17 protein-coding genes are annotated in these 25,183 nt (G+C 71.4%); 4 read left to right on the top strand and 13 right to left on the bottom strand.

Annotated features, from left to right (window positions below; translation table 11 throughout):
• Positions 1 to 22: 22 nt before the first annotated feature.
• Together ACIQD6_RS28570 and ACIQD6_RS28565 are read right to left on the bottom strand one after the other, a co-directional pair.
• Positions 23 to 640: a histidine phosphatase family protein gene (locus tag ACIQD6_RS28570; RefSeq protein WP_401887716.1), complete on the bottom strand. Its 618-nt coding sequence runs from the start codon at positions 638 to 640 to the stop codon at positions 23 to 25.
• On the bottom strand, positions 637 to 2,142 hold the full coding sequence (locus tag ACIQD6_RS28565) for an FGGY-family carbohydrate kinase (protein WP_401887713.1): 1,506 nt from the start codon (positions 2,140 to 2,142) through the stop codon (positions 637 to 639). The genes ACIQD6_RS28570 and ACIQD6_RS28565 overlap by 4 nt, the downstream gene beginning before the upstream one ends.
• 368 nt (positions 2,143 to 2,510) lie before the next feature.
• On the opposite strand from ACIQD6_RS28565, the gene ACIQD6_RS28560 reads away from it, so the two are divergent.
• The 3 genes from ACIQD6_RS28560 (at position 2,511) to ACIQD6_RS28550 (ending at position 5,919) form a co-directional block, all read left to right on the top strand.
• Positions 2,511 to 3,296, top strand: coding sequence for a DeoR/GlpR family DNA-binding transcription regulator (locus ACIQD6_RS28560; protein ID WP_401887710.1), 786 nt, complete (start codon positions 2,511 to 2,513; stop codon positions 3,294 to 3,296).
• A gap of 86 nt (positions 3,297 to 3,382) precedes the next feature.
• Complete coding sequence (locus tag ACIQD6_RS28555) at positions 3,383 to 4,402, top strand: 2-hydroxyacid dehydrogenase (RefSeq protein ID WP_401887708.1); 1,020 nt, start codon at positions 3,383 to 3,385, stop codon at positions 4,400 to 4,402.
• A 68-nt stretch (positions 4,403 to 4,470) separates the two neighbouring features.
• Positions 4,471 to 5,919, top strand: a complete 1,449-nt coding sequence (locus tag ACIQD6_RS28550) for an FGGY family carbohydrate kinase (RefSeq protein ID WP_401887706.1) — start codon at positions 4,471 to 4,473, stop codon at positions 5,917 to 5,919.
• Positions 5,920 to 5,972: 53 nt separating this feature from the next.
• Here the strand turns inward: ACIQD6_RS28550 and ACIQD6_RS28545 are convergent, their stop codons facing one another.
• From ACIQD6_RS28545 to ACIQD6_RS28525, 5 genes are read right to left on the bottom strand one after another with little or no spacing between them, the layout of a single operon-like run.
• Positions 5,973 to 10,109: a hypothetical protein gene (locus tag ACIQD6_RS28545; RefSeq protein ID WP_401887703.1), complete on the bottom strand. Its 4,137-nt coding sequence runs from the start codon at positions 10,107 to 10,109 to the stop codon at positions 5,973 to 5,975.
• A 10-nt stretch (positions 10,110 to 10,119) separates the two neighbouring features.
• Entirely contained in the window at positions 10,120 to 10,992 is an 873-nt protein-coding gene (locus tag ACIQD6_RS28540) for a carbohydrate ABC transporter permease (protein ID WP_401887701.1), read from the bottom strand.
• Entirely contained in the window at positions 10,989 to 11,981 is a 993-nt protein-coding gene (locus ACIQD6_RS28535; RefSeq protein ID WP_401887698.1) for a carbohydrate ABC transporter permease, read from the bottom strand. Before ACIQD6_RS28535 ends, ACIQD6_RS28540 begins: the two co-directional genes overlap by 4 nt.
• Positions 11,978 to 13,282 (bottom strand): extracellular solute-binding protein, encoded by a 1,305-nt coding sequence (locus ACIQD6_RS28530; RefSeq protein WP_401887695.1) that lies wholly within the window; start codon positions 13,280 to 13,282, stop codon positions 11,978 to 11,980. The genes ACIQD6_RS28535 and ACIQD6_RS28530 overlap by 4 nt, the downstream gene beginning before the upstream one ends.
• Positions 13,279 to 16,293 (bottom strand): family 78 glycoside hydrolase catalytic domain, encoded by a 3,015-nt coding sequence (locus ACIQD6_RS28525; RefSeq protein ID WP_401887693.1) that lies wholly within the window; start codon positions 16,291 to 16,293, stop codon positions 13,279 to 13,281. The genes ACIQD6_RS28530 and ACIQD6_RS28525 overlap by 4 nt, the downstream gene beginning before the upstream one ends.
• A gap of 389 nt (positions 16,294 to 16,682) precedes the next feature.
• On the opposite strand from ACIQD6_RS28525, the gene ACIQD6_RS28520 reads away from it, so the two are divergent.
• Positions 16,683 to 18,287, top strand: coding sequence for an alkaline phosphatase D family protein (locus tag ACIQD6_RS28520; protein WP_401887690.1), 1,605 nt, complete (start codon positions 16,683 to 16,685; stop codon positions 18,285 to 18,287).
• Between the two features lie 108 nt (positions 18,288 to 18,395).
• Here ACIQD6_RS28520 and ACIQD6_RS28515 read toward each other — a convergent pair whose 3' ends face one another.
• The 6 genes from ACIQD6_RS28515 to ACIQD6_RS28490 form a co-directional block, all read right to left on the bottom strand.
• Positions 18,396 to 19,367, bottom strand: a complete 972-nt coding sequence (locus tag ACIQD6_RS28515) for an ABC transporter permease subunit (protein WP_401887688.1) — start codon at positions 19,365 to 19,367, stop codon at positions 18,396 to 18,398.
• Complete coding sequence (locus tag ACIQD6_RS28510) at positions 19,364 to 20,281, bottom strand: ABC transporter ATP-binding protein (RefSeq protein WP_401887685.1); 918 nt, start codon at positions 20,279 to 20,281, stop codon at positions 19,364 to 19,366. Before ACIQD6_RS28510 ends, ACIQD6_RS28515 begins: the two co-directional genes overlap by 4 nt.
• Before the next feature lie 22 nt (positions 20,282 to 20,303).
• A complete protein-coding gene (locus ACIQD6_RS28505; RefSeq protein WP_401887682.1) occupies positions 20,304 to 20,681 on the bottom strand; it encodes a GntR family transcriptional regulator in 378 nt (125 codons plus the stop codon).
• A gap of 105 nt (positions 20,682 to 20,786) precedes the next feature.
• A complete protein-coding gene (locus ACIQD6_RS28500) occupies positions 20,787 to 22,700 on the bottom strand; it encodes an ABC transporter ATP-binding protein (protein ID WP_401887679.1) in 1,914 nt (637 codons plus the stop codon).
• On the bottom strand, positions 22,701 to 24,389 hold the full coding sequence (locus ACIQD6_RS28495; protein WP_401887677.1) for an alpha/beta hydrolase family protein: 1,689 nt from the start codon (positions 24,387 to 24,389) through the stop codon (positions 22,701 to 22,703). It abuts the gene before it with no gap.
• Entirely contained in the window at positions 24,379 to 25,182 is an 804-nt protein-coding gene (locus ACIQD6_RS28490; RefSeq protein WP_401887674.1) for a hypothetical protein, read from the bottom strand. The genes ACIQD6_RS28495 and ACIQD6_RS28490 overlap by 11 nt, the downstream gene beginning before the upstream one ends.
• Position 25,183 lies beyond the last annotated feature (1 nt).

Here is a 25,183-nt window from a genome sequence, read left to right as displayed (position 1 = left end):
CTACGGGGCTACGGGAAGGGTGTTACGGCGTCGGCACGTTGTACGACATCAGCGAGACCTGCCCGGCCGACACCCTCAACTCGGTGACCGCGCAGTTGCGGAGCCCCGGGAACACACGCCGGTACTCGCTCTCGGGGATACCCAGCAGGCGGCACAGCACCAGCCGGAACAGGGTGTTGTGCGCGACCACCAGGACGCGGCGGCCCGGGTTGAGGTCCGCCAGGCGCAGCAGGGCGGCGGCGCCCCTGCCCGCCGCCGCCTTCGGGTCCTCCCCGCCCGGCAGCGGGTGGGCGGCCGGATCACGGCGGAACGCCGCGACCTCCTCGGGATGCGAGACGTCGAGTTCGCCGATGGTCCGGCCCTCGATGATCCCGAAGTCCAGTTCGAGCAGCTCCGGTTCGACCACGGCGTCCAGCCCCGTCGAGGCGACCGAGGGGGCGGCCGTGCGCCGGGCGCGCGAGAGCGGCGAGGTCACGATCGCGTCGAGCCGGGCGTTGGCGGCCCACGCGCCGAGTCCGTCCGCCTGCTCGATGCCTCGCGGTGTCAGGTCGATGTCGCTGACTCCGGCGTAGCGGTTCTCCGCGTGCCAGACGGTCTCACCGTGCCGCGCGAGGAACAGGGTCGTGGGTGCGGGCGTCATCCGTGCTCCCGTGCGTAGGCGGCCGTGTCCGACGGCAGCCAGCCGCGTCGTTCGAGTTCGTCGACGAGAACGACGAACGGCTCGTCGAATCGCCGGCTGACCTGTGGCCGTGGCTCCAGCACCGTACGGACGCGCACCATATCGCGGACGGCCGACAGCGGCGCGTGAGCCGTCTCGCCACCGACCCCGCCTCGCGCCGCACTGTCACCGCTCGTCACCACTCCATAGGCGGCGAGCACCGCCATGCCGAGGGCGGAGTCGGTGTGTTCGGGGACCGTGGCGGTCAGGCCCAGTACGTCGGCCCGGAGCTGATTCCAGTAAGCGCTGCGGGTGGCACCGCCGGTGAAGGCGACGGGCGCGGCGATCGGAGCGCCCAGGAGGCGGATGTACGCCAGGCACAGCCGTTCGGCGAGCGCGACGCCCTGGAGCAGTGCGGCATGGTGATCGGCGTCGTCGGCCGGCCGGCCGAGCATGAACGCCTCGGCGTCGGCGGCCAGGAACGGGAAGCGTTCGCCGCGCGAGACCAGGGGGTACGCGACCGCACCGGCCGGCTCCCGGCCGGCGGCGAGTGCGTCGAGGCGCGGGAGGTCCGCCCCGGGGAAAGCCCGGGACAAGGCGCCCGCGCCGACGCTGGAGGCGCCGCCGGGGAGCCAGTTGCCGTCCGGGGAGCGGTGGTTGTAGAGCACACCGGCCGGGTCGTGGAGCGGGCTCGCGGTCACCCCCTTGAGGACGAGGGTGGTGCCGAGGACGGTGTTCCACTGGCCGACGTCCCAGGCTCCTGAGCCGAGTTGGGCGGCGCATCCGTCGGTCATGCCCGCGACGACCGGGGTGCCTTCGACGAGTCCGGTGGAGGCCGCCGCCTCGGAACACACCGTACCGAGCACGGTGCCCGGGGGAACCACGTCGGGGAAGTCGAGGCCGGACAGCCCGAGTCGGTCGTGGACCTCGGCGGGCCACGCCCGGCGGTTCAGGTCGTAGCCGGTCTTGAGGGCGTGGCTGGAGTCCGTCGGTACGGGCCGTCCGACGAGCCGGGTGGTGATGAAGTCCGCCTGGTGGCATACCCGGGCGCCCTTGAGAGAGGCCGGAGCGCCCGCGTGAGTTCCGTTGAGCCACAGGAGTTTGGCGAGGGCCCAGGTCGGCTGGATGCGGTGTCCGAGCGACCGCCACACCTCGGCGCCGGTCTCCTGGGCGTACCCCGCCTCGGCTCCCGCACGGCCGTCGTCGTACATCAACGCGGGTGTCACGGGAGCCCCGTGGGAATCGGTCAGCAGGACGGTGCCCGAGGTGGCGCACACCGCGACGCCCCGCACCCGCGCGGCGGACAGCGTACGGAGAGCCTGGCGCATCGCGCCCACGACGCCTTCCCACCAGTCCGAGGGGAGTTGCTCATGGCGGTCCCCCTCACGGTGACCGGCGAGGGGGACGGAACCGCGGCCGAGCACCCGCCCGTCGTCGGTGACGGCCAGCACCCGGACGCTCTGCGTCCCCAGGTCGACTCCCATCCACACGTCCCGGTGGCGACTGTCCGTCACAGGCTCCCGCTCTCTGGTGGTCGTTTGGTGAACTGTCTCCAGGAGATACCGCAAAGGGTGATCTCACGACGCTTTTCACACACTCACTACGACTTCGACCGGATACACCGACCAGGTTCCACAGCGTTCGAAATCCCGTGTATCACCTGGTGGGGAACGCTGCTGGAGCAGTCGGTCCACGGGTTGACCCGGTCGTGCCCGTGGTGAACACTGCCGAACGGTACCTCAATATCTATGTTATATCCTCAGAGCTTCATGTTACTGATGAGGTGTCTCGGGCGGAGGAGCGCACACGTCCTCACCTGTCCGCGGACGACGGAGCGGAACAGGACCGAGCAATGTCACAGGACCGAACCCACCGAGGCCCCGTACAACGTCGCCGGGAGATCTCCGACCACGTGCTGACCACCGGGTCTGCATCGGCGTCGGATCTGGCGGAGCGTTTCGGTGTGAGTCCGATGACGATCTACCGCGACATCGACGAACTCGAACGCGAGGGCGTCCTGCGCAAGTTCCGGGGTGGCGTCACCGCACAACCCTCTGGGGTGTTCGAGAGCAATGTCGCCTACCGCAAGAAGACCATGCGGAAGGAGAAGGAGGCCCTCGCCGCCAAGGCCGCGACCCTCATCGAGCCGGGCATGTCCGTGATGATCGACGACTCGACCACCGTGCTGGAACTGGCCCGGCTTCTCCCGCAGATCGAGCCGCTGACCGTCGCCACCAACTTCCGTGAGGCGCTGAACCTGCTCGCGGACGAGCGCGGGCTGCACCTGATGGCCCTGGGCGGCGACTACGACCGGCTGCACGACTCCTTCCTCGGAGTGCCCTGTGTGGAGGCCGTCGAGGCGCTCCGGGTCGACCTGTGCTTCGTGTCCACGTCGTCCGTGTACGGCGGCTTCGCCTTCCACCAGGAACAGCGCATCGTCGCCGTCAAGCGCGCGATGCTCAAGGCCGCCGGCCGCAGTGTGCTGATGATCGACCATTCCAAGCTGGGCCGCACCGCGCTGCACAGGCTGACCCCGCTCACCACGTTCGACCTGATATTGGTCGACGACCGCACACCGCCGGACGTCCTGCGCGGCCTCGACGAGAGCGGCGTCCGCTACGAGGTGGCCCCGACCTGACCCGGCCCGATCCCGACCGACCCGCACCCCGACCTACCCGACCGGCCCGGCACGACCCGCGTCCCGGACCGAGTAAGGAGACCGCGTTGACGAGAATCCTCGCCGCGGGCGACCACTTCGTCGCCCCCGAACTGCTCACCCGGGAACTGACGGCCGAGATCGGCACCGGTCATACGATCGACGAACTGCACCTTCCCTGGCCGCTGACGCCTTTCGGGCAGGTCTCCGAGGTGGACGAGGCGTCCGGCGACGAGGACACCATCCTCGCCGCGCTGGACGGGGCACGGGTGTGCGTCACCCAGATGGCGCCGGTGACACGGAAGGTTCTGGAAGGATCGCCCGAGCTGCGTCTGGTGGTCGTCGGCCGGGGCGGCCCCGTCAACGTCAACCTGGAGGCGGCGAAGGAGCGCGGCGTCCAGGTGTGCAACACCCCCGGCCGTAACGCGGCGGCCACGGCCGAGTACACGGTCGGGCTGCTCCTCTCCACGATGCGCCGGATCCCGGAGACCTCGGCCGCGCTCGCCGCGGGCCGCTGGGCGGGCGAGTTCTACACGTACGACAACTGCGGCCCCGGCCTGGACGGCGCGACCGTCGGGCTGATCGGCTGCGGAGCGGTCGGCAGCCGGGTGGCCCGAGCCCTCACCGCTCTCGGCGCCCAGGTCTGCCTCTACGACCCCTACGCGGCCCCGGAGACACTGCGCGAGGTGGGCACGCCCGTCGCCGATCTCGACGACCTGCTGCGGCGCTCCGACGTGGTATCGCTGCACGCGCGCCTCACTCCCGAGACGCGGGGTCTGCTCGGCGCACGCGAGCTGGCGCTGCTGCCCGAGGGAGCGGTCGTCGTCAACTGCGCGCGTGGCGCGCTCCTGGACGAGGACGCGCTGTGCGACGCCCTGGAATCGGGCCGGCTAGCCGCGGCCGGGCTCGATGTGTTCGCCGTGGAGCCCCCGCCGCCGGACTCCCGTCTGCGCTCCGCTCCCCGGCTGGTCATGACGCCCCATCTGGCGGGCGCGAACACCTCCGTCGCGCACAACGCGGCGCGTATCGCGGCCGCCGAGGTCGGCAGGTTCCTGCGCGGCGAACCGCTCGCCCATCGCGTCGTCTGACGGACCGTCCGACGGTTCGCGACGGACGTTCACACCCATCGAGTTCACCTATCGACAAAGGAGTCACGGTGTTCGTCGGACTGGACATGGGAACCTCGATCGCCAAGGCGGCGGCCTTCGCCGAGGACGGCACCGCACTGCGCGTGGAGTCGAAACCGATCTCGCTCGGCGGTCAGGGCGATCACGTCGAACAGGACATCGAAGAGGTGGTACGGGCCGCCACCGACGTCCTGGCCGCGGCGACGGACGGCACCACCCCGGCGCTGGTCGCGGTGACCGGTCAGGGCGACGGCCTGTGGCTGGTCGACGCCGAGGGGAAGGCCGTTCGCCCCGCGCTGTCCTGGATGGACGGCCGGGCGGGCGGCCTGGTCGCGGGGTGGATGGGCGACGGCACCGCGGAGAAGATGTACCGGCACACGGGCAATGTGCTGTTCCCCGGCTCCCCCGGCCCGCTCCTGGCCTGGCTGGACCGCAACGAGCCCGAGTCCCTGGACGCGGCCACAACAGCCGCGGCCTGCAAGGACATTCTCCACCTGCGTCTCACGGGCGAACGCGGCACCGATCTCTCCGACGCGTCGGTCCCCTTCCTCGACCCGCGCACCCGCGCCTACTCCCCCCAGGCGCTCGCGGCACTCGGCGTCGAACACCGTGCGGGTCTGCTTCCCCCCATCGCCAAGACCCTGCCGCACGGGGAGGCGCACGGACACACCTCGGGCCTCGCCGCCGGGACGCCGGTCGTCTCCGGGCCGTACGACCTTCCCGCGTGCGCGATCGGCGCGGGCGTGACCGAGCCCGGTGACGGGCTCCTCATCGTCGGTACGACTCTGGCGTGCGAAGTCGTGGTCGAGCGGGTCGCGTTCGAGGACGACCCGGTCGGCTTCCATCTCGCCCTGGCCCGGCCCGACCGCTGTCTGCGGGCGCTTCCGGCGATGACCGGCACGGTCGCTCTCGAATGGGTGCTCGGCCTCACCGGCAGCTCCCACGACCAGGTGTCCGGCATGCTGGAGGAGACTCCGCGCGGCGCCCGGGGTGTTCGCGCGCTGCCTTACCTCTCCCCCTCGGGCGAACGCGCGCCGTTCGTCGACCACACCGCGCGCGCGGAGTTCACCGGCCTCGATCTGCGGGCCTCACGCGCCGATCTCGTACGGGGCATGTGCGAGGCGATCGCCTTCGCGGCCAGGCACTGTCTGGAGGCCGCGGGCCTCACCGGAGAGCTGGCCGTGTGCGGCGGTGGCGCGCGCAGTCTGCCGTGGCTGCGGTTGTTCGCCGATGTCCTCGGACGCCCCCTGCGCGTGGCCCGAGGACCCGAACCGGGCGCGCGCGGAGCCGTACTGGCCGCGGTCGCGGCCCGGGGCCCGGAGCTCGGACACGAACTGGACGTCGCCGCGTGGACCGCGCCCGACGCCGTGGTGGACCCGGATCCGGCGGGCGTCGAATTCTACGAACAGGCCTACGCCGACTACCTGTTCCGGGTCGAGAGCGCCCGGACACGGTGGCGGGGGCCCGGCCGAGCCTGAGGCCGCGAAAGCGGTGCCGTTCGCGCTCGGGGCGAACGGCACCGCCAACCGCGCTACTTCCGTAAGGCGTCCTGGAGAATGTGCAGCCGCACCGGTCCCATCAGTCCGGTGACGCGCTGCCCCGGGAAGATGAAGTGCGTCGGGCTCACCGCGTCCAAGTGGGGTGCGAGTGTCCCGAACACGGTGATCTCGACCGTGTTGGCCCCGGCCCCGGCCAGGCCCGTCACATCGAACACGTACGGAGAGCACACCCGCACCCCGGCGCTGACGCCGCCGACCGACACTTCCGCCGTGCCGCGCACCCGCCCGAGGTCGAGAGACACCCGCCCGGTGGCCGCTTCGGCGGGCAGGGTCACCTGGCGCCGGTAGCGGACACCACCGCTGTACTCGGCGAGTCCGTGTGTCTCCCAGTCCCCGGTGCGGATCAGCCCCGGGCCGACGGCGCACCGTACGGGACCGGCCAGCGCGGCTCCGCCCTCGTGGCCGGGACGGGTCTCCACTCGCAGGGCGGCGGTGCGCGGCCCCGCGGGGCCGTCCGCCGACAGGTCGACCGTCACGCTGTGGGCGCCTCCGCTACCGGGGGCCGTTGTCGCGCGGCGCTCATGGCCGTCGATGAACACGGTGGTGTGCCCATGGACATCCACCGTCAACTGGTATGCGCCTGGCGGGAGTTCACACCACAGCCACTCCACCGGTGTCCGCTCCCCCGGGACCGCGAACCCGACCGGTACCACCGTGCCGTCGTCGGCTTCCGGGTCCAGCCAGGCGGCGCCGGGCAGCGGATGCGGTCTGCGGCGCAGGTACAGCGCGGCCGGGTCCCCCACCTGCTCGCGGCGCACCACGACCGGCACCCGCTCGCCGGAGCGCTCGGCCCACCAGGTGCCGTCGCTGTGGACGGTCACGGTACGACCGTCGCGCTCGCCGTCCGCACCGGAGAAGACGGCGTCCACCTGGACGACGGAATCGGCCGCGTCCGCCGTCTCCACGGTGATGTCGTTGTCCCCGACGCGCAGGGCCACCACGATGTCGTGCCGTCGCACACGGGACACCACATGTTCGGCGTACGGTTCGAACCCGCCCTGCCTGCCGACGACTTGACCGTTCACCCGCACGACACAGAGCCCGGGTGCGGCGACCTGGACCACCGCCCGCGCCGGGATCGCCGTCAGCGGCAGAGTCGTACCGACGGTGACGCGGCCACCGTCCTCGCGAGGACCGGCCGGGAGAATCCACTCCGGGCGCCGGTAGCTCTCCGGGTCGTGGACGAGTGCCACATGCGCGCGCAGATCGAGGTCCTGACCAGGCGTCAGGTCCAGTTCGAGGAGATGGCGGCCCGCGTCCAGCCGGACCGGTCCCATGGCGAGGTGTCCGCCGTCGTCCCACTCGACCGGCGCGCCGCCGAGCCGCGCCGTCTTCGCCGCGGGCGCCCCGACGGCGAGGTACCCGTCGAAGGCCACGTCGAGCAGCAGGTCGACACGTACGCGCGCGACTGTCCCGCCGTCCGTCGGGCCGATGTGTACGAACTCCTCCGGCACATGGCCCTTGGGGCCCAGCACGTCACGGTGGATGGGGTCCTTGTGGATGCCCCGGCTGTCGGACCACTCGGGGGCCGACCGGACCTCGCCGTCGGCGTCGAGGACGATCGCGCGCGGCCCGAAGGTCGCGTGGACCGGCGGACCGGTCCGGTCGTCGACACGGCCAGGAACGGCCCAGCCGTCCCGTACGCCGTCCTCGCCCGGACCTTCCACCCGGTGCCGGAACGTACGGAGTTCGGTGACGGCGGGGCCGGTGGGCGGGCCGGTCGCGGGGCGCCCGAAGTCGCCCCAGGTGTCGTCCAGGGTGGGGATCAGTGTCATGTCCCAGTCCGCGTCCGGAGGGATCTCGACCGTGACACCGGCCGGGTCCGTCCCGGTCGCCCCACCTGTACACACCGCGGGAGTCCCGCTCGCCGCGGACGGTGCCCGTTCGGGAAAGACCAGCACCGCCGCCGGTCCCGCGTCGAACGGTACGTCGACCTCCACGGCCCGGACGTCGTCCTCGGCCCGCCAGGACGGCAGGGTGCGGAGGGCGCCGCCGAAGGGGTCGAGCAGGAGCGCCGGGCCCGCCACGTCCCGTACCCGCACGCGGGCCGTGCGCGCGTAACGGCCGGGGTCGAAGTCGTACCGGGCATCGATCCAGCCCTGCGCGGCTCCTCGCTCCTCGGGCGCGGTCACGGCCGCCCGGGTCGCGCGCGGTGTGGCCGCCGTCAGGAACACCACCGTCGCCTCGTCCACCCGGCGCGCCAGTGCGGGGACCGGCGCGCGAACGACCGGGTGGGGCTCGTCCAGCACCGTGTCCAGGCCGTCCGTCAGGTCCGTCAGGTCGTCCGCCGTGGGAACGAAGACGGCCCGTCCGTCGGTGAAGCACGCCCTCAACTCGTCCAGGGCGGCGCCCGCGCCGGGGCCGATGACATGGTCCGGGAGGGCGCCGATCGCGATCAGGCGCCCCCCGGCCGAGGCGAACTCGACCAGCCGGAGCGCGGTGTCCTCTTCGAGGACCGTGCACGCGGGCAGCACGACCGTCCGGTAGCTCTCCTCGGCGACACGCAGGCGTACCTCGCTGTCCGCGACCCGTAGCTCCGCGCGTACGAGGGACGCGTCGTCGATCACGTCGGCGTCGTGGCCGAGGCGGTCGACCGCACCCGCCCGGGTGCGGAACCAGGTCATGTCACCGACCAGTTCAAGGTAGGTCGCCTGGGCCCGCTCCGCCTGGGCGGAGACACCGTCGAGAGCGGTGCCGGCCTGGGCGGTGGTGGTGGGCAGCAGGATCGCGATGTCGCACAGATGGCAGCCGAGACTGAGGATCGCGCACAGCCGGGCCACCGCGTCGGCGAAGACCCGGTGGTGCCGCCAGTACGGCTGGCGCCAGTCGGTGCCGGGCGGCGCCCATTCCCACCAGCCGCCCTTGGTCGTGTAGTAGACGGCGTGCGGGTTGTAGAGGGTGGCGCCCGCGCGCAGCCACGGCAGGAGCCAGTCGAAGGTCTCCTCCAGCGTGCCGCCCCAGCCGGTGGAGTGGAAGGCCTCGATCCAGGTGCGGGGCCGGCCGTAGAGATGGGCGAGCGAGGAGTGGATACGGGCATCGCCGTGGTGGTCGGAGCCGGGCGCCGAGAACCAGCGGTGGGTACGGGCGTAGTCCGCGTACAACTCGACCCCGGCGACGGGGTGTCCGGCGCGCGCGGGGTCCTGCTGATCGCAGCCGACGAGCAGCCCGTGACGGTCGTGCCACGCGGCCAGCGGCCGGAAGAAGGCCTCCTCGGCGAGCTCCGCGCGAGTCAGGTGGTAGTCACGCCGGATCCGCTGGGTGTCCGGGTGCGCGCTGTCGTCGTACAGGGCGTCGAGGCATCCGGTGAGGTCGTAGCCACGCGAGCGCAGGAAGGCGTCGGCGAACCCCGTCGACCAGCTGGGCAGGGCCGGCAGTTCGTCCTGGAACGAACCGACCACGACCTTCCCGAGCCTGCCGCCCAGACGTCGCTCGAACTCGCCGTGCACCCGGTCGAGGAGCGCCGCACACGCGTCCGCGCCGAGGTAGTCGAAGCCGCGGGCCACATGGTGATGGAGCGTCAGCCACCAGCGTCCTGGCCCGGGCGCCCGGACAACTCCCGCCGGGCGTACGGAATCGCCGTCCACGTCGAGCGGTACGGCGGGACCGGTGGGCCGGTCGTCCTGGTCGACCGGTTCGGCGTGGGCCGCGACGGGCAGCCCGTAGGCGGGCCATCGCGAACCGTCTTCACCCTCACCGGCATCGCTGTCGACCACCACACGCACACGTTCGAGCCAGCGCCCGGCGTAAGCGGGTTGTTCGTCCACCAGACATGCCTGGATGTCCGCGCCCGAGAATCCGAGCTGGTCGTAGAACCAGAGACTGACGCCGAGTTCGTGCGCGTCCTCGCAGACTCCGTCGAGCAGCGTCCACCACTCCTCGGACAGGAACGGCGGGTCGTCGGCATCGGATCCGTACAGCGGTCCCGACGGCGCCAGGTTGAGCAGGACGAGATTGAAGACCCCGCCGTCCGCGAAGCGTTCGAGCTGGTCGCGCAGCCGGGCGCGGTCGAGGCGTTCCCCGCTCCACCACCAGATGGCGGTGGGCGAGAAGGTGCGCGGCGGCTCGGCCATGACGGCCTCGATCCCCGCCGGGAGTGGTACGTACGTCATCGAGTTGCTTTCAGCCCTTCAGCCCGCCCGCGAAGCCCTTGATCACATAACGCTGGAGAAGCAGGAACACCACCAGGATGGGCAGGGCCGCGAGGACCAGGCCCGCGAAGACGAGACCGTAGTCGGAGACGTACTGGCCCACGAACGAGAACACGCCCACCGGGACGGTTTCCTTGCCCGATCCGCCCAGGTAGAGCAGTGGGGTGAAGAAATCGTTCCAGATGAAGACCGCGTTCAGGATGATGACCGTGCCGGTGATCGGCCGTAGCAGGGGGAAGACGATCCGGGTGAACGCCTGCCGGTGGTTGCAGCCGTCGATGAGCGCGGCCTGCGCGTAGTCCTGCGGCAGTGCGCGGATGAATCCGGTGTACAGGAAGACGGTGAACGGGAGTTGGATGCCCGTGTAGAAGAAGACCATGCCCTGGTACGTGCCGAGCCAGCCGAGGTCGTCGACCAGCTTGTACAGCGGGATCATCCCGAGCTGGAACGGCAGCACGATCCCCAGCAGGAACAGGACGTACAGCCCGTAGCCGAGTCCGCGGGCGCACCGGGCGAGGTAGTACGCGCCCGTGGAGCCGAGGACGATCAGCGTCAGCAGGCTGGTGACCGTGATGACCGTGCTGTTGAGCAGGGCGGGCCCGAGGGACGCGGAGGTCCAGGCGTCACCGAAGTTGGCCAGGGTGGGCGGGACCGGTGGTGACAGGGGCGATTCGGAGATCTGCCGCGGGTCCTTCATCGCGAGCGTGATCAGCGCGTACACCGGGAACAGGAACACGACCGCGGCGGCGATCATGACCAGTTCGAGGCCGTAGCGTCCGTAGTTCGGCCGCCGCCCGCGCCGGGCCGGTGGCGCGGGGGCGAGGGGCGTGGTGGTGGTGCTCACGCGGTGACCTCCCGGGCGCGCAGGTAACGGAGTTGGACCAGGGAGACAGCGGCGACGAACAGCGCGAGGACGAGCGCGACGGCGGTGCTGTAGCCGAACTTGCCGTAGACGAAGGCCTCCTTGTACAGCACGGTCGACAGCGTCTCGCTGGAGGTGCCGGGTCCGCCGTTGGTGGCGGCGTAGACCTGGTCGAAGAGCTTGAGGCCGCCGATGGTCGACAGCATCAGGTTGATGGTCAGGGCCGGGGCCAGCAGCGGCCAGGTGACATAGCGGAAGCGCTGGAGGTTTCCCGCGCCGTCGATTCTGGCCGCCTCGTGGAGTTCGGCGGGCACGCCCTGGAGTCCGGCGAGGAAGATGACCATCGAATATCCGGCGTACTGCCACACGACCATCGCGGCGATGGACCAGAGCGCGAGCGAGGGGTTGCCGAGCCAGTCCTGGCGCAGTCCGCCGAGGCCGACGGCACCGAGGACGGCGTTGAGACCGGCGCCGTTGTCGGGGTTGTAGACGTACTTCCAGAGGAAGGCGACCATCACGGGGCTGACGACGGCGGGGGCGAAGAAGATCACCCGCAGCAGCGAACGGGACCTGATGTTCGCGTGGACGCCCAGCGCGAGCAGCAGGCCGATGCCGTTCTGGACGACGACCACGGCGATGGTGAGCAGGAGTGTGTTGCTGACGGATTCCAGGGCGCGCTTGTCGTCCAGCAGGGTACGGAAGTTGTCCACGCCGACGAAGGAGAAGCCGCCGACGCCGGACCAGTCGGTGAAGGCGTAGACCACCCCGGCAAGACTCGGGTAGAGGACGACGACGGCGTACACGACGAGCGCCGGGACGACGAAGATCCAGGGCGGCACGGTGGGATCGTCGCGCTGTCGCAGCCGGGTCCGCAGGGACCACGCCGCCCTCCCGCCCCCGGCGGACGCCCCGGACGTACGCGTACCGGATTCGGGAGTGCCGGAAGTGGTCGTTTTGGGCAGGGAGTTCACGACTTCTTCCCGTAGGCCTGGTCCATCTGCCCCAGCGCTCCCTTGACGTCCGTCTTGCCCGCGAGCAGGTCCTGTACGGCCGCGAAGTGGGCCGGCTGCACCTCGGCGTTGGGCCAGCGCTGGTCCATGAAGGGGACGGCGCGGTTGCCGTCGATGATGGGCAGGAACTCGGCCAGGACGGGGTCGATCTTGGTGGACGCACCGCGTTTGAACGGGATCGCCGAGACGGCCGTGGCCCAGCGGTCGATGTTCTCCTGCTTGCCGAGGAAGGCGATGAACTCCTTGGCCTTCGCCACGTTCTTGGCCCGTGCGGCGACGCCGAGGCCCACCACGATGCCCGCCGGAATCCACTGTTTCCCGGCGTCGTCACCGCCAGGGAAGGGGAACATGCCCAGGTTGTCGGGGGTCGCGGTGGCGACGCGGAAGTTGGCGAGAACGGCGGAGACCTGGATCGCCATGGCCGCCTTGCCGCTCGCGACCATGGCGGTCTGCTGTTCGTACGTGGTGCCGTTGGGGTTGTCGTTGAAGAAGCCCTTGCGCTGCAACTCCTGGTATTTGCCCAGGGCGTCGGCCCAGCCCGAGTCGGCGAAGGTGGCGCGCCCGGCGGCCATCTCGTCGTCGAACTTCGGGTTCGCCGCGTAGACGGCGTTGGGCACCAGCGCGTAGGTGATCAGCTGGGTGACCCAGGGGGTCTGCGCGCCGAGCGCGATCGGCACCACGCCTTTGGCCTTCAACTTGGCGCAGACGTCGAGCAGTTCGCTCCATGTCCTGGGCGGCTGGACGCCGGCCTTGGCAAAGGCCTTCTTGTTGTAGATGGCGCCGATGACGCTGCTGCCCGCCGAGTACAGGTAGGTCTTGCCCTCCCTGCGGTACGCGGCGTCGAAGTTCGCCGGGATGCCCTTGGTCCACTCCTGGTCGCCGAGGTCCGCGAGGAGTCCGGCCTTGGCCAGTTCGACCATGGACATCGCGCTGCCGCTTCCCGGGTACAGCACGTGCACATCGGGGGCGTTGCCGCCGGCGAGCTGGGTCCGTACGACGGTCTGCACCTGGTCGGTGGGGGCGAAGGAGGTGGTGAACGTGGAGTCGCGGTGGCTTTTGCGGTACAGGGGCAGAAGTTCCTCTATCGGCTTCTGCTGGTCGGCGACGCCGACGATACGGACCTTGTCGGAACCGCTCGAACCGGAGCACGCCGCGAGGGCGGGGGGAAGCGCGGCGGCGGCCGTGACCGCGCCGCCGATACGGAGGAGCCCTCGGCGGCTGACCGTGGCCCGGCCGGGCAGGCTGGGGGATCCCGTGGTCATGGTGTGTCCTCCTCATGGGGGCCGGCGAACGATGGTGCCGCCGTGCTGAGTGTGCGTCGGCTCGGGGCGAGTGACGGAGCGGACCGCTCCGCCGACGGCGGGTCTGCCTGCGCGCTCGCCGGGGGGAAGTCCGCGGTGAAGCGGTAGACCCCTGAGGCCACCCGGTAGACGGCGTGGTCGGGGGTGGTCGCGAGCAGGACGAGGTGTTCGGCGTCGGCCGGTGCCAGGCCCGATTCACGGATCGATCCCGGGTCCGTGGTGGGCACGCGGACATCGGCGGTGGCCCCGGGAGGTACCCGCAGGCGCAGGGCGAGGGTGTCGCCGTGACGCTCCCAGCGCACCGTGACCGTGCCGCGCGCGGATTCGTACCGGGCGTCGGCGTGGCTGAGGTCGCCGGGCCGCGGACGGACGTCCAGGTGCCGGTATCCGGTGGAGTCCGCGCGCTGGTCGAGACCGGCGACGCCCCGGTAGAGCCACTCTCCGATCGAGCCGAGCGCGTAGTGGTTGAAGGAGTTCATCGACGGGGCGCGGAATCCGGACTCGGGGGTCCAGCCGTCCCAGCGTTCCCAGATGGTGGTGGCTCCGTGCCGCAGTGGAAACAGCCACGACGGCACTTCGGTACGGCGCAGCAGCGCGTGCGCGAGGTCGGCCCGCCCGTGCGCGTCGAGGACGGGCGCGGCGAGGGCGACACCGAGGAAGCCGGTCTGGAGGGCGGGACCGGCCGCCTCGATCAGTTCGGCGAGCCGCCGGGCGGCGGCGTCGGTACGGTCCTCGGGCAGCAGGCCGAAGGCGAGCGCGACGAGGTAGCCGGTCTGGGTGTCGCCCTCGATGCGCAGGGTGGGCTTTCCGGCGCGAGTCGTCTCGTCTTCGTCCGCCGTCTCTCCGTCGCCCCCACCGACGGTGCCCCCGCCGACGGTCACGAACCGTTCGTTGAACACGGCTCTGATCCCGGCGGCCAACTCGTGGTACTCCCGGGCGACTTCGCGGTGTCCCAGGACATCGGCGGCGCAAGCCGTGAGGCGGGCGCTGTGCGCGAAGTACGCGGTGGCGATGACGTCGCGCGGGGTCGGGATGCCGGGGGCGAGCCAGTCGGAGAAGTGCGGTCCCACGAGCTTGCGCCAGATCAGGCCGGGATTGTGGCGGTGGATCAGATCGACCCAGGCGCGCATGCCGGGCAGCGCGCGGGAGAGGAAGCGCGGGTCGTCGTACGTACGGTACAGATGCCACGGGACGATCACGCCCGCGTCGCCCCAGCCGGGGGCCCCTTCGTCGGCGACGCCGACGAGGCGCGGGGCGACATTGGTGAAACCTCCCTCCGGGGTGCGGGCATCGTCCACGTCGCGCAGCCACTTGGTGAAGAACGCGGCGACGTCGGCGTTGAGCGCGGCAGTCGGGAGGAAGACCTGTGCGTCGGCGAGCCAGCCGAGCCGCTCGTCACGCTGCGGGCAGTCCGTGGGCACGCTGACGAAGTTGGAGCGCTGGCCCCACTCGACGCAGTCGTAGAGCCGTCGGATGTCGGGGTCCGAGCAGTCGAACGCGCCGCTCCACGGGGTGTCGCTGTGCAGGGCCACCGCGACGATGCCCGAGCGGGACAGCCACGGGACTCCGCTGACCTCCGCGTAGCGGAACCCGTGGTAGGTGAAGCGCGGCTCGAACACGGCCTGTTCGCGTCCGTCGCCGATCAGTACGTCGGTCGCGGCCGCGGTGCGCAGATTGGCCGTGTAGAGGCCCTGCTCGCCGTCCAGGGTCTCGGCGTGGCGGACGACCACCCGCGCGCCGGAGGCCAGTCCGGGGATACGGAGGCGTACGCGGCCCGCCAGGTTCTGGCCGAAGTCGACGACATGGACGCCGTCGCCGACCCGGGTGATCGAGCGGGGGCGCAGTTCGGTCGTCGCCCGTACCGGCTCGTCCACGGACGCGACGAGCAGGTGGTGGTCGGCGTCCGTGACCAGGGCGGGCGACCAGTCGGTGTCGTCGAAGCCGGGCAGCCGCCAGCCGTCCGCCTCGCGCCGCAGGTCGTGGCATTCGCCCATGAGCAGGTCCGCGTGGCGGACGGCTCCGGTGCTCGTGCGCCAGGTGCCGTCGGTGACGATCGTGGTGGTGGTGCCGTCGGTACGGGTGAGGTGGAGTTCGGCCAGGAGTTGCGGGAATTCGCCGTAATGGGCTCCGGCCCTGCGCGGTTCGAAGCCGACGAAGCCACTCCACCAGCCGTCGGCGACGGTCGCCGCGAGGACGTTCTCACCGTCCCGGATCAGGTCGGTCACGTCGTACGTCTGGTACTGGACGCGGCGGGTGTAATCGGTCCAGCCGGGCGCGAGTTCGGCGTCGCCGACCCGGATGCCGTTGAGGTGGATCTCGTACAGGCCGCGCGCGCTCACGTACAGGCGGGCCCGTGCGGGGACGGGGGCGGTGAAGGTGCGGCGCAGGACGGGGCAGGGGGCGAGCCCGTGGTCGTCCAGGGCGCGCTCGCCCTCGGTCGGCGCGTCCAGGACGTCGATCGGACGTGGATCGTGCGTGATCCACGAGGCGCGCCACGCGTCGGCGGAAGCGCCGGAACCGGTTCCGTTCCCGCCGCCCGTGGTGTCCGGTGCGGGGAACGCGGTCTCGAACCAGGACGTGACCTCGCTGGGGGCCGCCGCCTCGCCCGGCCACACGCCGACCCGCCAGTGGTAGCGGGTACGGGCCCGGAGCGCGGGCCCTTCGTAGACCGCGCCGATCGCGTCGGGGTCCTCGACCCGGCCGGTGTCCCAGAGGGGTTGGCCGCCCTCGTCCAGATCCTCGGGCCGTTCGGCGACGCGGATCCGGTACGCGGTGGGGTCGTCGCCACGGCGGTCGGACGCCAGGCGCCAGGAGAGCAGCGGCGCCGGTTCGTCGATGCCCAGCGGGGTGACGCGGTGGTCGCAGCGCGGGGCGTAGGGCCGCAGGGTCCGCGTTCCGGTGGGGGATTCCGGTTGCCCTTCGGCGGGATCGGAGTCGGGTACATCCGCTGCCGAGGGACCGGACACAGGCACGTCCTTCCTTCGCGCCGGGCACGGCGCGGCACCGTCGCTGACCCGTCGTCACCGGCCCGGTACGCAACCGGCGCGAAGACGGCCTTTCCTCCATGTGAAATCTAACCCCAAATCTGTGGCGTGGACACTATGAGCGCCTCACAAGGAGTGTCAAGAGTGTTACCGAGGTGGTCAATCACCGGCCTCGTGGCGTGGCCGGTCTGCTCATACAAGCGCCCTACAGTCGGTTGATACATGGGTTGTCTCCCGGCGGCGGGAGCCCTTGTGGCGCGTGATTCTTTTGTGATATTCACCGTGTGATTACCACATGAACGGACGTTAAATCACGCGTCGGTCCCTCTCCGACCAGGAGGGGATCACGCACGACCGACCGACGAGGATTCATGCGTATGAACAGTGGTATCGACGGCACCAGGCGGCTGGGGAGACGCGCGATGCTCGGCGCGTCCGGCACGGCCGCTCTGGCACTCGCGGCGAGCGGCCTCACCGCCGCGAAGGCCGGGGCCGCCGAGCGTTTCCGTGAGGATCCCTTCACGCTGGGCGTCGCGTCCGGCGATCCCTGGCCGGACGGATTCGTCCTCTGGACCCGGCTCGCGCCGCACCCGCTCGCCCCCGACGGCGCCGGCGGCATGGCGCCCCGCGCCGTCGACGTCGACTGGGAGGTCGCGGGCGACGAGCGCTTCAAGCAGGTCGTGCGCCGGGGCGTGACCCGCGCGGTCGCCGAACTGGCCCACTCGGTCCACGTCGAGGTGTCGGGACTGGAGCCCGGCCGGCAGTACTACTACCGCTTCCGCGCCGGCGGTGTGCTCAGCGCGGTCGGCCGTACCCGCACCGCGCCCTCGCCGGCCAGCAGCCCCAAGTCCCTCAACTTCGGCTTCGTGTCCTGCCAGGCGTGGTTCGAGGGTTTCTACACGGCCTACCGCCACCTCGCGGCGGAGGACATCGACCTCGTCCTGCACCTCGGCGACTACATCTACGAGAACCCCATCGACGCGATGGGCGGCGTACGCAACGTCCCCGTGGCCGCCGAGCTGCGCCCCGAACCGATGACCCTCACGCAGTACCGCAACCGGCACGCCCTGCACCACTTCGACGCCGACCTCATCGCCGCCCACCAGGCCCACCCGTTCGCCGTGGTGTGGGACGACCACGAGGTCGAGGACAACTGGGCGGGCGACATCTCCAAGCTCGACAACGAAGCGGACCAGGACCCGGCGGTCTTCCGGGCACGCGCCGCCGCGGGGTTCCAGGCGTACTACGAACATCTCCCGCTGCGCCTGCCGAACAAGCCGAGGGGTTTCAACTCCCGGATGTACCGCAGGCTGCGCTACGGGCGGATGGCCACGTTCCATATGCTCGACACCCGGCTGTTCCGGGACGACCAGCCCTGTGGCGACGGCACGAAGAGCGGCTGCGACGAACGGCTGAGCCCCGCCCGCAGCATCCTCGGCGCGAAGCAGGAACGCTGGCTGTACAACGGCCTCGGGAGCTCCGACGCGACCTGGAATCTCATCCCCCAGCAGATTCCGGTGTCCCAGGTCGACACCGACACCGGAACGGGGCAGTCCTTCGTCATGGACTTCTGGGACGGTTATGTGGCCTCACGCCAACGGCTGTTCAAGGAGATCGCCGACCGGGACGTGAGCAACCCCGTCGTGCTGACCGGCGACATGCACCGCCACCTGGCGTCCAACCTCAAGAAGAACTTCGATGACCCGGATTCGGCCACGATCGGCGTCGAAATCGTCGGCACCTCCATCTCCTCCAAGATGGACGGCATGGACCTCGATCCCTCCGGGGCGAGCCTGCTCGCGGCCAACCCGCACATCAAGTTCACCAACTACCAGCGCGGATACGTCCGTTGCTCCCTCACTCAAGGGACCTGCCGGGCCGACTTCCGGGTACTCCCGTATGTCACCAGGCCCGGCGCGCCCGTCTCGACCCGCGCGTCCTATGTGACGCAGGCGGGACGCCCCGGACTGCAGACCGCCTGATCCGGGCGGCTGTGGCCAGGTGCCGGGCGTCCTACCGCCGTCCGCCGTTCGACGCCCGGCAGCCACAGCCACAGTCGTGGGAAGGAGTTCACCTCCGCGTCCCCGCGTTCACAGCACCCGCCTGCGCAGGGACCACGCGCCGAGACCGAGCAGCCCGGCCGACAGGGCGAGGAAGACGGCGCTCTCGACGGCCTGGAAGCCCCAGAACTGCGAGGCCGGGTGGAAGTCGGCGGACTGCTTGGCCACTCCCTGCTTGCCCAGGCAGCTCTGGATGGTCTCGGTGCCGTCGCAGCCCGACGGGTTGAAGGAGATCTTCCGCCCGTCCTTGTCGTAGTACGCGGACCCCACCCGCCAGGCGTCGTCGGGAATCCAGCTGTGCCCGCCCCGCTCGCTCTCGCCCGTGCTCTCGGCCACGGTCCCGGTGATCCGTTCGGCGGCGAGGTAGTGCGGACGCGCCACCCCGCCGACGCCGATCAGCACGACGAGATAGACGCCGAGGGTGATCGCCATGGAGGCGAGGGTGTTGCGGAACATCAGCCCGGCGGCCACCCCGACGGCGAAGGCGAGCACGGTGTACGCACCGAGCACCAGCCCCTGCGTCTCGAAACCGGGGGTCATCATCGCGCCACGGGTCACATGGTTGAGCGGCCTCAGCGTCCAGACCCCGATCAGGCCGAGCGCGAAGGTCAGCACGGCCACCGGGCCGCCGCCCACCAGGATCTTCGTCGCCCACCAGCGACGCCGGCTGACGGACTGGGTGAGCCCGAAGACATGCGTCCCCTGCTCGAACTCGCGGGCGAAGAGCGGCGCTCCGGCGAACATGCCCAGCAGTACCGGCAGGCAGAGCAGCACCATGGGGATGACGGACACGTACGTCTTGTACCGGTCGCTCAATGCGCCCATGGCGCTCTGCGTGCAGGAGGGCTCCTCCCCGATCCGCAGACAGCCCGCGATACCGCGGTCCTGCATGTACGAGACCGCGTCGGCCCGGTAGAAAAGCATCACCGCGCCCACCGCCACGACGAGGAGGGTGGTGACGAGCAGTTGCAGGCGCTGTTGGCGCCAGGCGACCCAGATCACGCCGCCACCCCCGTCGTGGTCGTCGTGGAACCGCTCGTCGCCGCGCTCTGCCGTGAGGCCCGCAGATGCGCCAACGCCAGCTCCTCCAGGGTGGGTTCATGTGCTTCCCAGCCGGGCGGTCCGGCCGGTCCCGAGCCGCGTACGAGCACGGTCGCCTGGCGCTGGGTGGTGCGCGCCTCGACGACGATGTCGGCGGGGAAGCGGCCCTCGCTGTCCTGGCTGGGTCCGATCATCAGCCGGTGGCCCGCGACCAGTTCCTCCACATCCCCGGCGAGCCGCACCCGGCCGCCGGCCAGCAGCAGCAGGTGGTCGCAGATGCCCTCCAGGTCGGCCAGCACATGGGACGAGAGCAGGACCGTCATCCCGGTCTCGGCGACCTCCTGCATCAGGGCCTGCATCACCTCCTCGCGGGCGAGCGGGTCGAGATCGGCCAACGGCTCGTCCAGCACGATCAGTTCGGGCCGCCGGCCGAGCGCCATCGCGAGGGCGACCCGGGTGCGCTGGCCTCCGGAGAGCGTGGAGATCCTGGCCTTCACCGGGACTCCGGCCGCGTCGACCAGGCTCCGGGCGTAGGCCTGGTCCCATTCGTCGTTGAGGGCGCGGCCCGCGTGGAGCATGTCCTCGACCGTGAACCGCCGGTAGAGCGGCTTGTCCTGGGCCAGGAAGGCCAGCCTCGGATGGGTGCCGCCACCTCCCGGCGTCCCGCCGAGCACCTGGATCGATCCGGTGGTGGGCGAGAGTAAACCGGTGGCCAGCGCCATCAGCGTGCTCTTCCCCGCCCCGTTGGGTCCGACCAGCGCGGAGACCCGGCCGCGCGGCAGCTCGAAGGTGCAGTCCTCCAGCGCCCAGCCCCGCTTGTAACGTTTGCCCAGGCCCTCCGCCGCCAGTGCGGCCTTCCCGTCGGTGGTACTCAACGGCCTCGCTCCTTCGGTGTGTTCAGTAGTGCGTGTCGATGACGGCCTTGACCAGTGCTTCCACGTCCTCACGCTCCAGACCCGCGGCCCGTGCGGCCGCCATCCATGTCTCGAGCTCGCCGCGCAGTGGAGCGTTCAGCGCCGCCGCCGGACTCCCCAGGGAGCGCTGGACGAACGTCCCCAGGCCCGGCCGCGGCTCGACCAGCCCCTCGCGCTCCAGCTCCCGGTATGCCTTGAGCACCGTGTTCGGGTTGATCGCCGTGGCCGCGACCACCTCCTTGGCCGTGGGCAGCCGGTCACCCGGCCCCAGCAGTCCGAGGCGCAGCGCGTGCTTGACCTGCTGCACCAGCTGCACGTACGTGGTCACGCCGGAGCGGCGGTCGATCCGGAACTCGATCACTCGACACCATTCCACTAATCAAGTAGTGAAAGGATGATGGAACAGGGCGCGGGACGTGTCAAGCGGTACGCGTCGGACGGATCGCGCCAGACGCCCGTCCGGGGGCTACGCGTCCTGGTACGCCTCGGCCTGGAGGCGGAACAGCCGGGCGTAGGTGCCGTCCTGGGCCAGCAGCGCCTCGTGATCGCCCTGCTCGATGACCCGGCCCGCGTCCATGACATAGATCCGGTCCGCCGAGCGGACATTGGCGAAGCGGTGCGTGATGAGCAGCACCGTGCGGCCCGCGAACAGCTCCCGGATCCGGCCGAAGAGGTCGGCCTCCGCCTGTGGGTCGAGCGAGGCGGTCGGCTCGTCGAGGATCACGAACGGCGAATCCCGGTAGAAGGCGCGGGCCAGCGCGAGGCGTTGCCACTGCCCCAGCGAGAGGTCTGCGCCACCGCTGAACTCCTTGCTCAGTACGGTGTCGTAGCCCCGTGGGAGCCGGCCGACGAAGTCCTCGGCGCCGGCCCGTCCGGCGGCCCTGGCAGCGGCGTCCGGGTCGGGCGGCGCCTGGGGTCTGCCGAACATGATGTTGTCGGCGGCCGTCAGCCGGTAGCGGATGAAGTCCTGGAAGACCACCGCGCTCGCGGACCGCAGCTGTTCCGGCTCCGGGTCGGGGACGCCTCCGTACACCAGGTGCCCGCTGTCCGGACGGTAGAGCCCGGCGAGGATCTTGGCGAGAGTCGTCTTGCCGGAGCCGTTGGCGCCGACCAGGGCGACGATCTCCCCGGCGCCCAGGCCGACCGTGACGTCCTGGAGGGCGCGGGACGGTGAACCGGGGTAGCCGAAGGAGATCGACTCGGCTCTCAGGGGCCGGAACTCCCCTGTGGGTAACGGCACTTGCTCCGCCGCCGGGCGCTGGTCCGACGGCTTGCCGCGAGCCGCTGTACCGTCCGATGCCGTGCCGTGGGCCGATGCCTTGTGGTGCTCCATCGCCGTGTCCTCGTCGGCCGCTTCGGCGAAGCCGCGCAGATCCTTCAGATAGAGCACGGACTCACCGAGCCCGTTCAGGAGAGCGCCGATCATCTGCATCCGCAGGGACAGCTGCCAGAGCCCGGCGAGCGCGGTGAGCGCCGTGGGCAGTCCGATCCGACCGGTGGAAGCCAGCCACCACATCGCGGCGATCACCACGGCCGTCGTCAGGTCTCCCGCCAGCCGCGCCGTGATCTTGCGCCGTACATGGACCCGGTGCATGGACTCGACCTGGGTGATCTCCTGCCCGTACCGACCGTTCCAGCGGTCGCGGAGGGTAGGGCCGAGGCCGAGGGCCCGGATCTCCTTGGCCTCGTCGCGGCCGGTGAGCAGCCGCTCCAGATACTGCCGCGACCGGCGGTTCTCGGACAGGTCGTGGTGCAGGTCGTATCCAGCACCGCGTTCGTCACGGGCCGCCTTGAGTGTGGGCAGCACGGCGAGCAGCGCGAACGGCAGCAGCCACCAGACCAGCGCCGCGAACACCGCCGTCACCGCGACCACGGTCAGTACCGCCTGGAGCCCTGCCGCGAGTGCCGTCACCACCATCGCGGGCTGGGCCCGCGAGGCGAACACCGCGCGCTGCAACCGGTTGTGGAAGTCCGGGTCCTCGAACTCGGGCAGCTCGGCGCGGGCCGCCGTCCGCAGCACGCTCGCGACCGCGTACCGGTCGACCTTGGCCGCCAGCACCCGCTGTCTGCCGCCCGCGACCGCGCGCAGGATCCCGGCCCCCGTGCCGAGGGCGACCAGGCCGGCCATCACGGCGATCAGCCACCGCGACTCCGGGCCCGCCGTCGCGCCACCTCCGCCCCCGCCTCCCGGCACCATCGCGCCGCCGATGGCGTACCGCACCACCACCAGGACCGTCACCAGCCCCAGCGCCGAGGCCAGTTGCGCCAGCAGTACGTGCAGGAGGCTCCGGCGGTCGGCCCGCCAGGCGAGGCGTACCGCGAAGAACGCCGAGCCCACGAGTTCCCGTACGGACACGGAGGTGCGCCGGTCACCGGCCATTCAGCTCGTCTCCAGTTTCCCCAGCCAGGCACGGTGTTCGTCCGTCACGGCGCCCAGTGCCTCCCTGGAGTGGAAGGTGTGGCCCTCCTGCGGCAGCAGGACCAGTCGGGCGTGGCCACCGGTCGCGACGATGCCCCGGTACAGCTCGACGGCCTGGTCGGGCGTGGTGGCCGGATTCATGTCCTCCGCGCCGTGCACGAGGAGCACCGGACGGTCGAGCCGGTCGGCGAAGTGCAGGGCGCTGAAGGCCTGATAGACCTCGGGCGCGTGCCACAGCGAGCGCCGTTCGTAGTGGAATCCGGTGGGGGTGAGGGTCCGGTTGTAGCAGCCGCTGTGCGCGATCCCCGCGGCGATCCCGGGCAACTGGGCCAGGGCGTAGAGGGCGAGGGTCGCGCCGAAGCTGTGGCCGCCGACGGCGACGGTGTCCGCGTGTTCGCCGACCATTTCCAGGGCGCCGCGCACCGCATCGGTGATCTGACCGTGCAGCAGCGCGAGGGACGCGTCGTCGGGCCAGTGCAGCGGCAGATCGAGTACGGCGGCGCGGTGACCGGCGGCGGTGAGGAACGTGGGCACGCTACCGGAGGGCGCCTCGCCCCGGCGCAGCGCCCGTATCCACAACAGCAGGGGGCCGGTTCCGCCGGGGAGGAGCGTGAGCCCGGCGTCCGCGTGACCGGTGGTGAGCGTACGGGTGGTACGGCGGGCCGCCTCGGGAGCGGGCGTACGGGACGCCGCCCGGCGGGGCGCGGCGGGCGGAGCGGCCGGGGCCGCCTGGGGCATCGGGCGGAGGCGGCCCGGCTGCCGCGGGTGCAGGAGTGAGGTGGCCCAGTACAGACCGTGTTCGTCCGGGCCCGTGCCGGACGGGTGGACGTGGCCGAGCAGCAGACCGCCGTCCTCGTCGGTGGTCAGGCAGCGGACGAGCATCGGTGGTCCGAGCACCGTCACCTCGGCGGCCGGGTCCTGTACGGCTTCGGCCGGGTCGGCGGTCGGCGCTTCGGCCGGGATGAGTACGGCGGGGCAGGCGCCCGCCGTACTCAGCAGTTCCTCCTGGCCGGGCTCGAAGGTGATGAAGTGCGGGCCCACCGCCTCGAAGACCGCGGCCCGCCATGGTGGGGGCTCCTCCGTGCCGGCGCCGGTGACGGCGGGGCCCGGAACCAGCAGGGCGAGGCGGTCGTCCCCGAGCCAGGCGAGGGGCGCTCCGCCCTGGCCGGTGAGGCTGGTGGCAGCACGGGCCTCCTCGTACAGACGTACCGTACGGCTGCCGTAGTCGGCGATCCACGGGTACGCGCGCCGGTCGCGTACGGCGAGGCCCGCGACCTTGGGGAGGCGCGGGTGCCAGGCGAGCGGGGTCGGCAGGACATCGGCGACCGGAAGCCGCCAGCCGGCGTCGGGCCGGTCCGCGCTGACGAGGACGACGGTGCGGGGGCGGGCCCGGCCCTGAACCGGCCCGGCCAGCTCCGGGTCGAGTACAAGCGAGCGCCAGTGGACGGGGGACGGATGGCGCTCGGTGACGGACGGCAGGGCGGGGACGGTCAGTTCGGCCCAGGCGCGCTCGTCCGGGGCGGTGTCCCGGCGCTGCCAGGTCCGGCCGAAACTGTCGGCTCCGGTGTCGATGCCGGTGCTGTCGCTATCGCTGGTGTTGGTGTTGGTGTTGGTGTTGATGCCGGCGTTGGCGTTGGTGTCAGTGGGCACGGGCGTCCGCCGTGGTGGTGGACAGGGTGATGCTGTCGACAAGTCCCTTGACGGCGCCGATCCCCGAGACCGGGGTACAGACCGGCTCGCCCGCGGCGTCGAGACCCACCGCGCACGGCACCCCCAACCCGTGCAGCACGCCGGGGAGTTCTGCCTCTCTCGCCACCGTGACCAGGGTGGTCGCGGCCAGCCGTTCCGGTTCGCCGGCGGCCAGAAGATGCTTGAGGGAGCGGCAGGACGGGCAGTCGTCCGCGACGTACAGCCGTACCGCGCTGACCTGTTCCGCGCAGACGGGAACGGCTTCCTGGGCCGCCGCGCGCCGCCGGTCCACCGCGAGCAGGACGACCAGCGTGGTCACGGCGACAGCCGCGGTGGCCGCCCCGCGTGGCAGGGGACGCGCGCCCGCGGAGGAGACCGCGAGCACGATCGCGGCGAGCACCGCGGCCGCGACGTTCGCGCCGATGTGCAGCCGGCCCACGGCCGCGAGCCGGGCGAGCCCGAAACAGGCACACTTCCGGCCTCTTGAGCGGACGGCCACGAGCGTGAGCGCCGCGTAGGCGAGGAGGGCGACGGCTGCCGCCCAGCGTACGGGCAGCAGTACGACGGCGGCCGTGGCGGCCAGTTCGCCCGCCCCCACCAGGCGTGGGCCGAACGGTGGTGCCAACAGACCGGAGCGGATGGGCCAGGAGAGCTTCTCCGGAGGCGTGATCAGTTTCGCCGCGCCGGCGACGGCGAGCGGCCCCGCCGTGACGGCGAGGGCGAGTTGGGGCAGCAGGTCGCCCAGGACGGACATG

The organism is Streptomyces sp. NPDC088400 (assembly GCF_044753355.1).
Classification (GTDB): domain Bacteria; phylum Actinomycetota; class Actinomycetes; order Streptomycetales; family Streptomycetaceae; genus Streptomyces.
The sequence above is the reverse complement of the archived record's forward strand: the minus strand, read 5'-3'. Positions and strand labels throughout refer to the sequence as shown.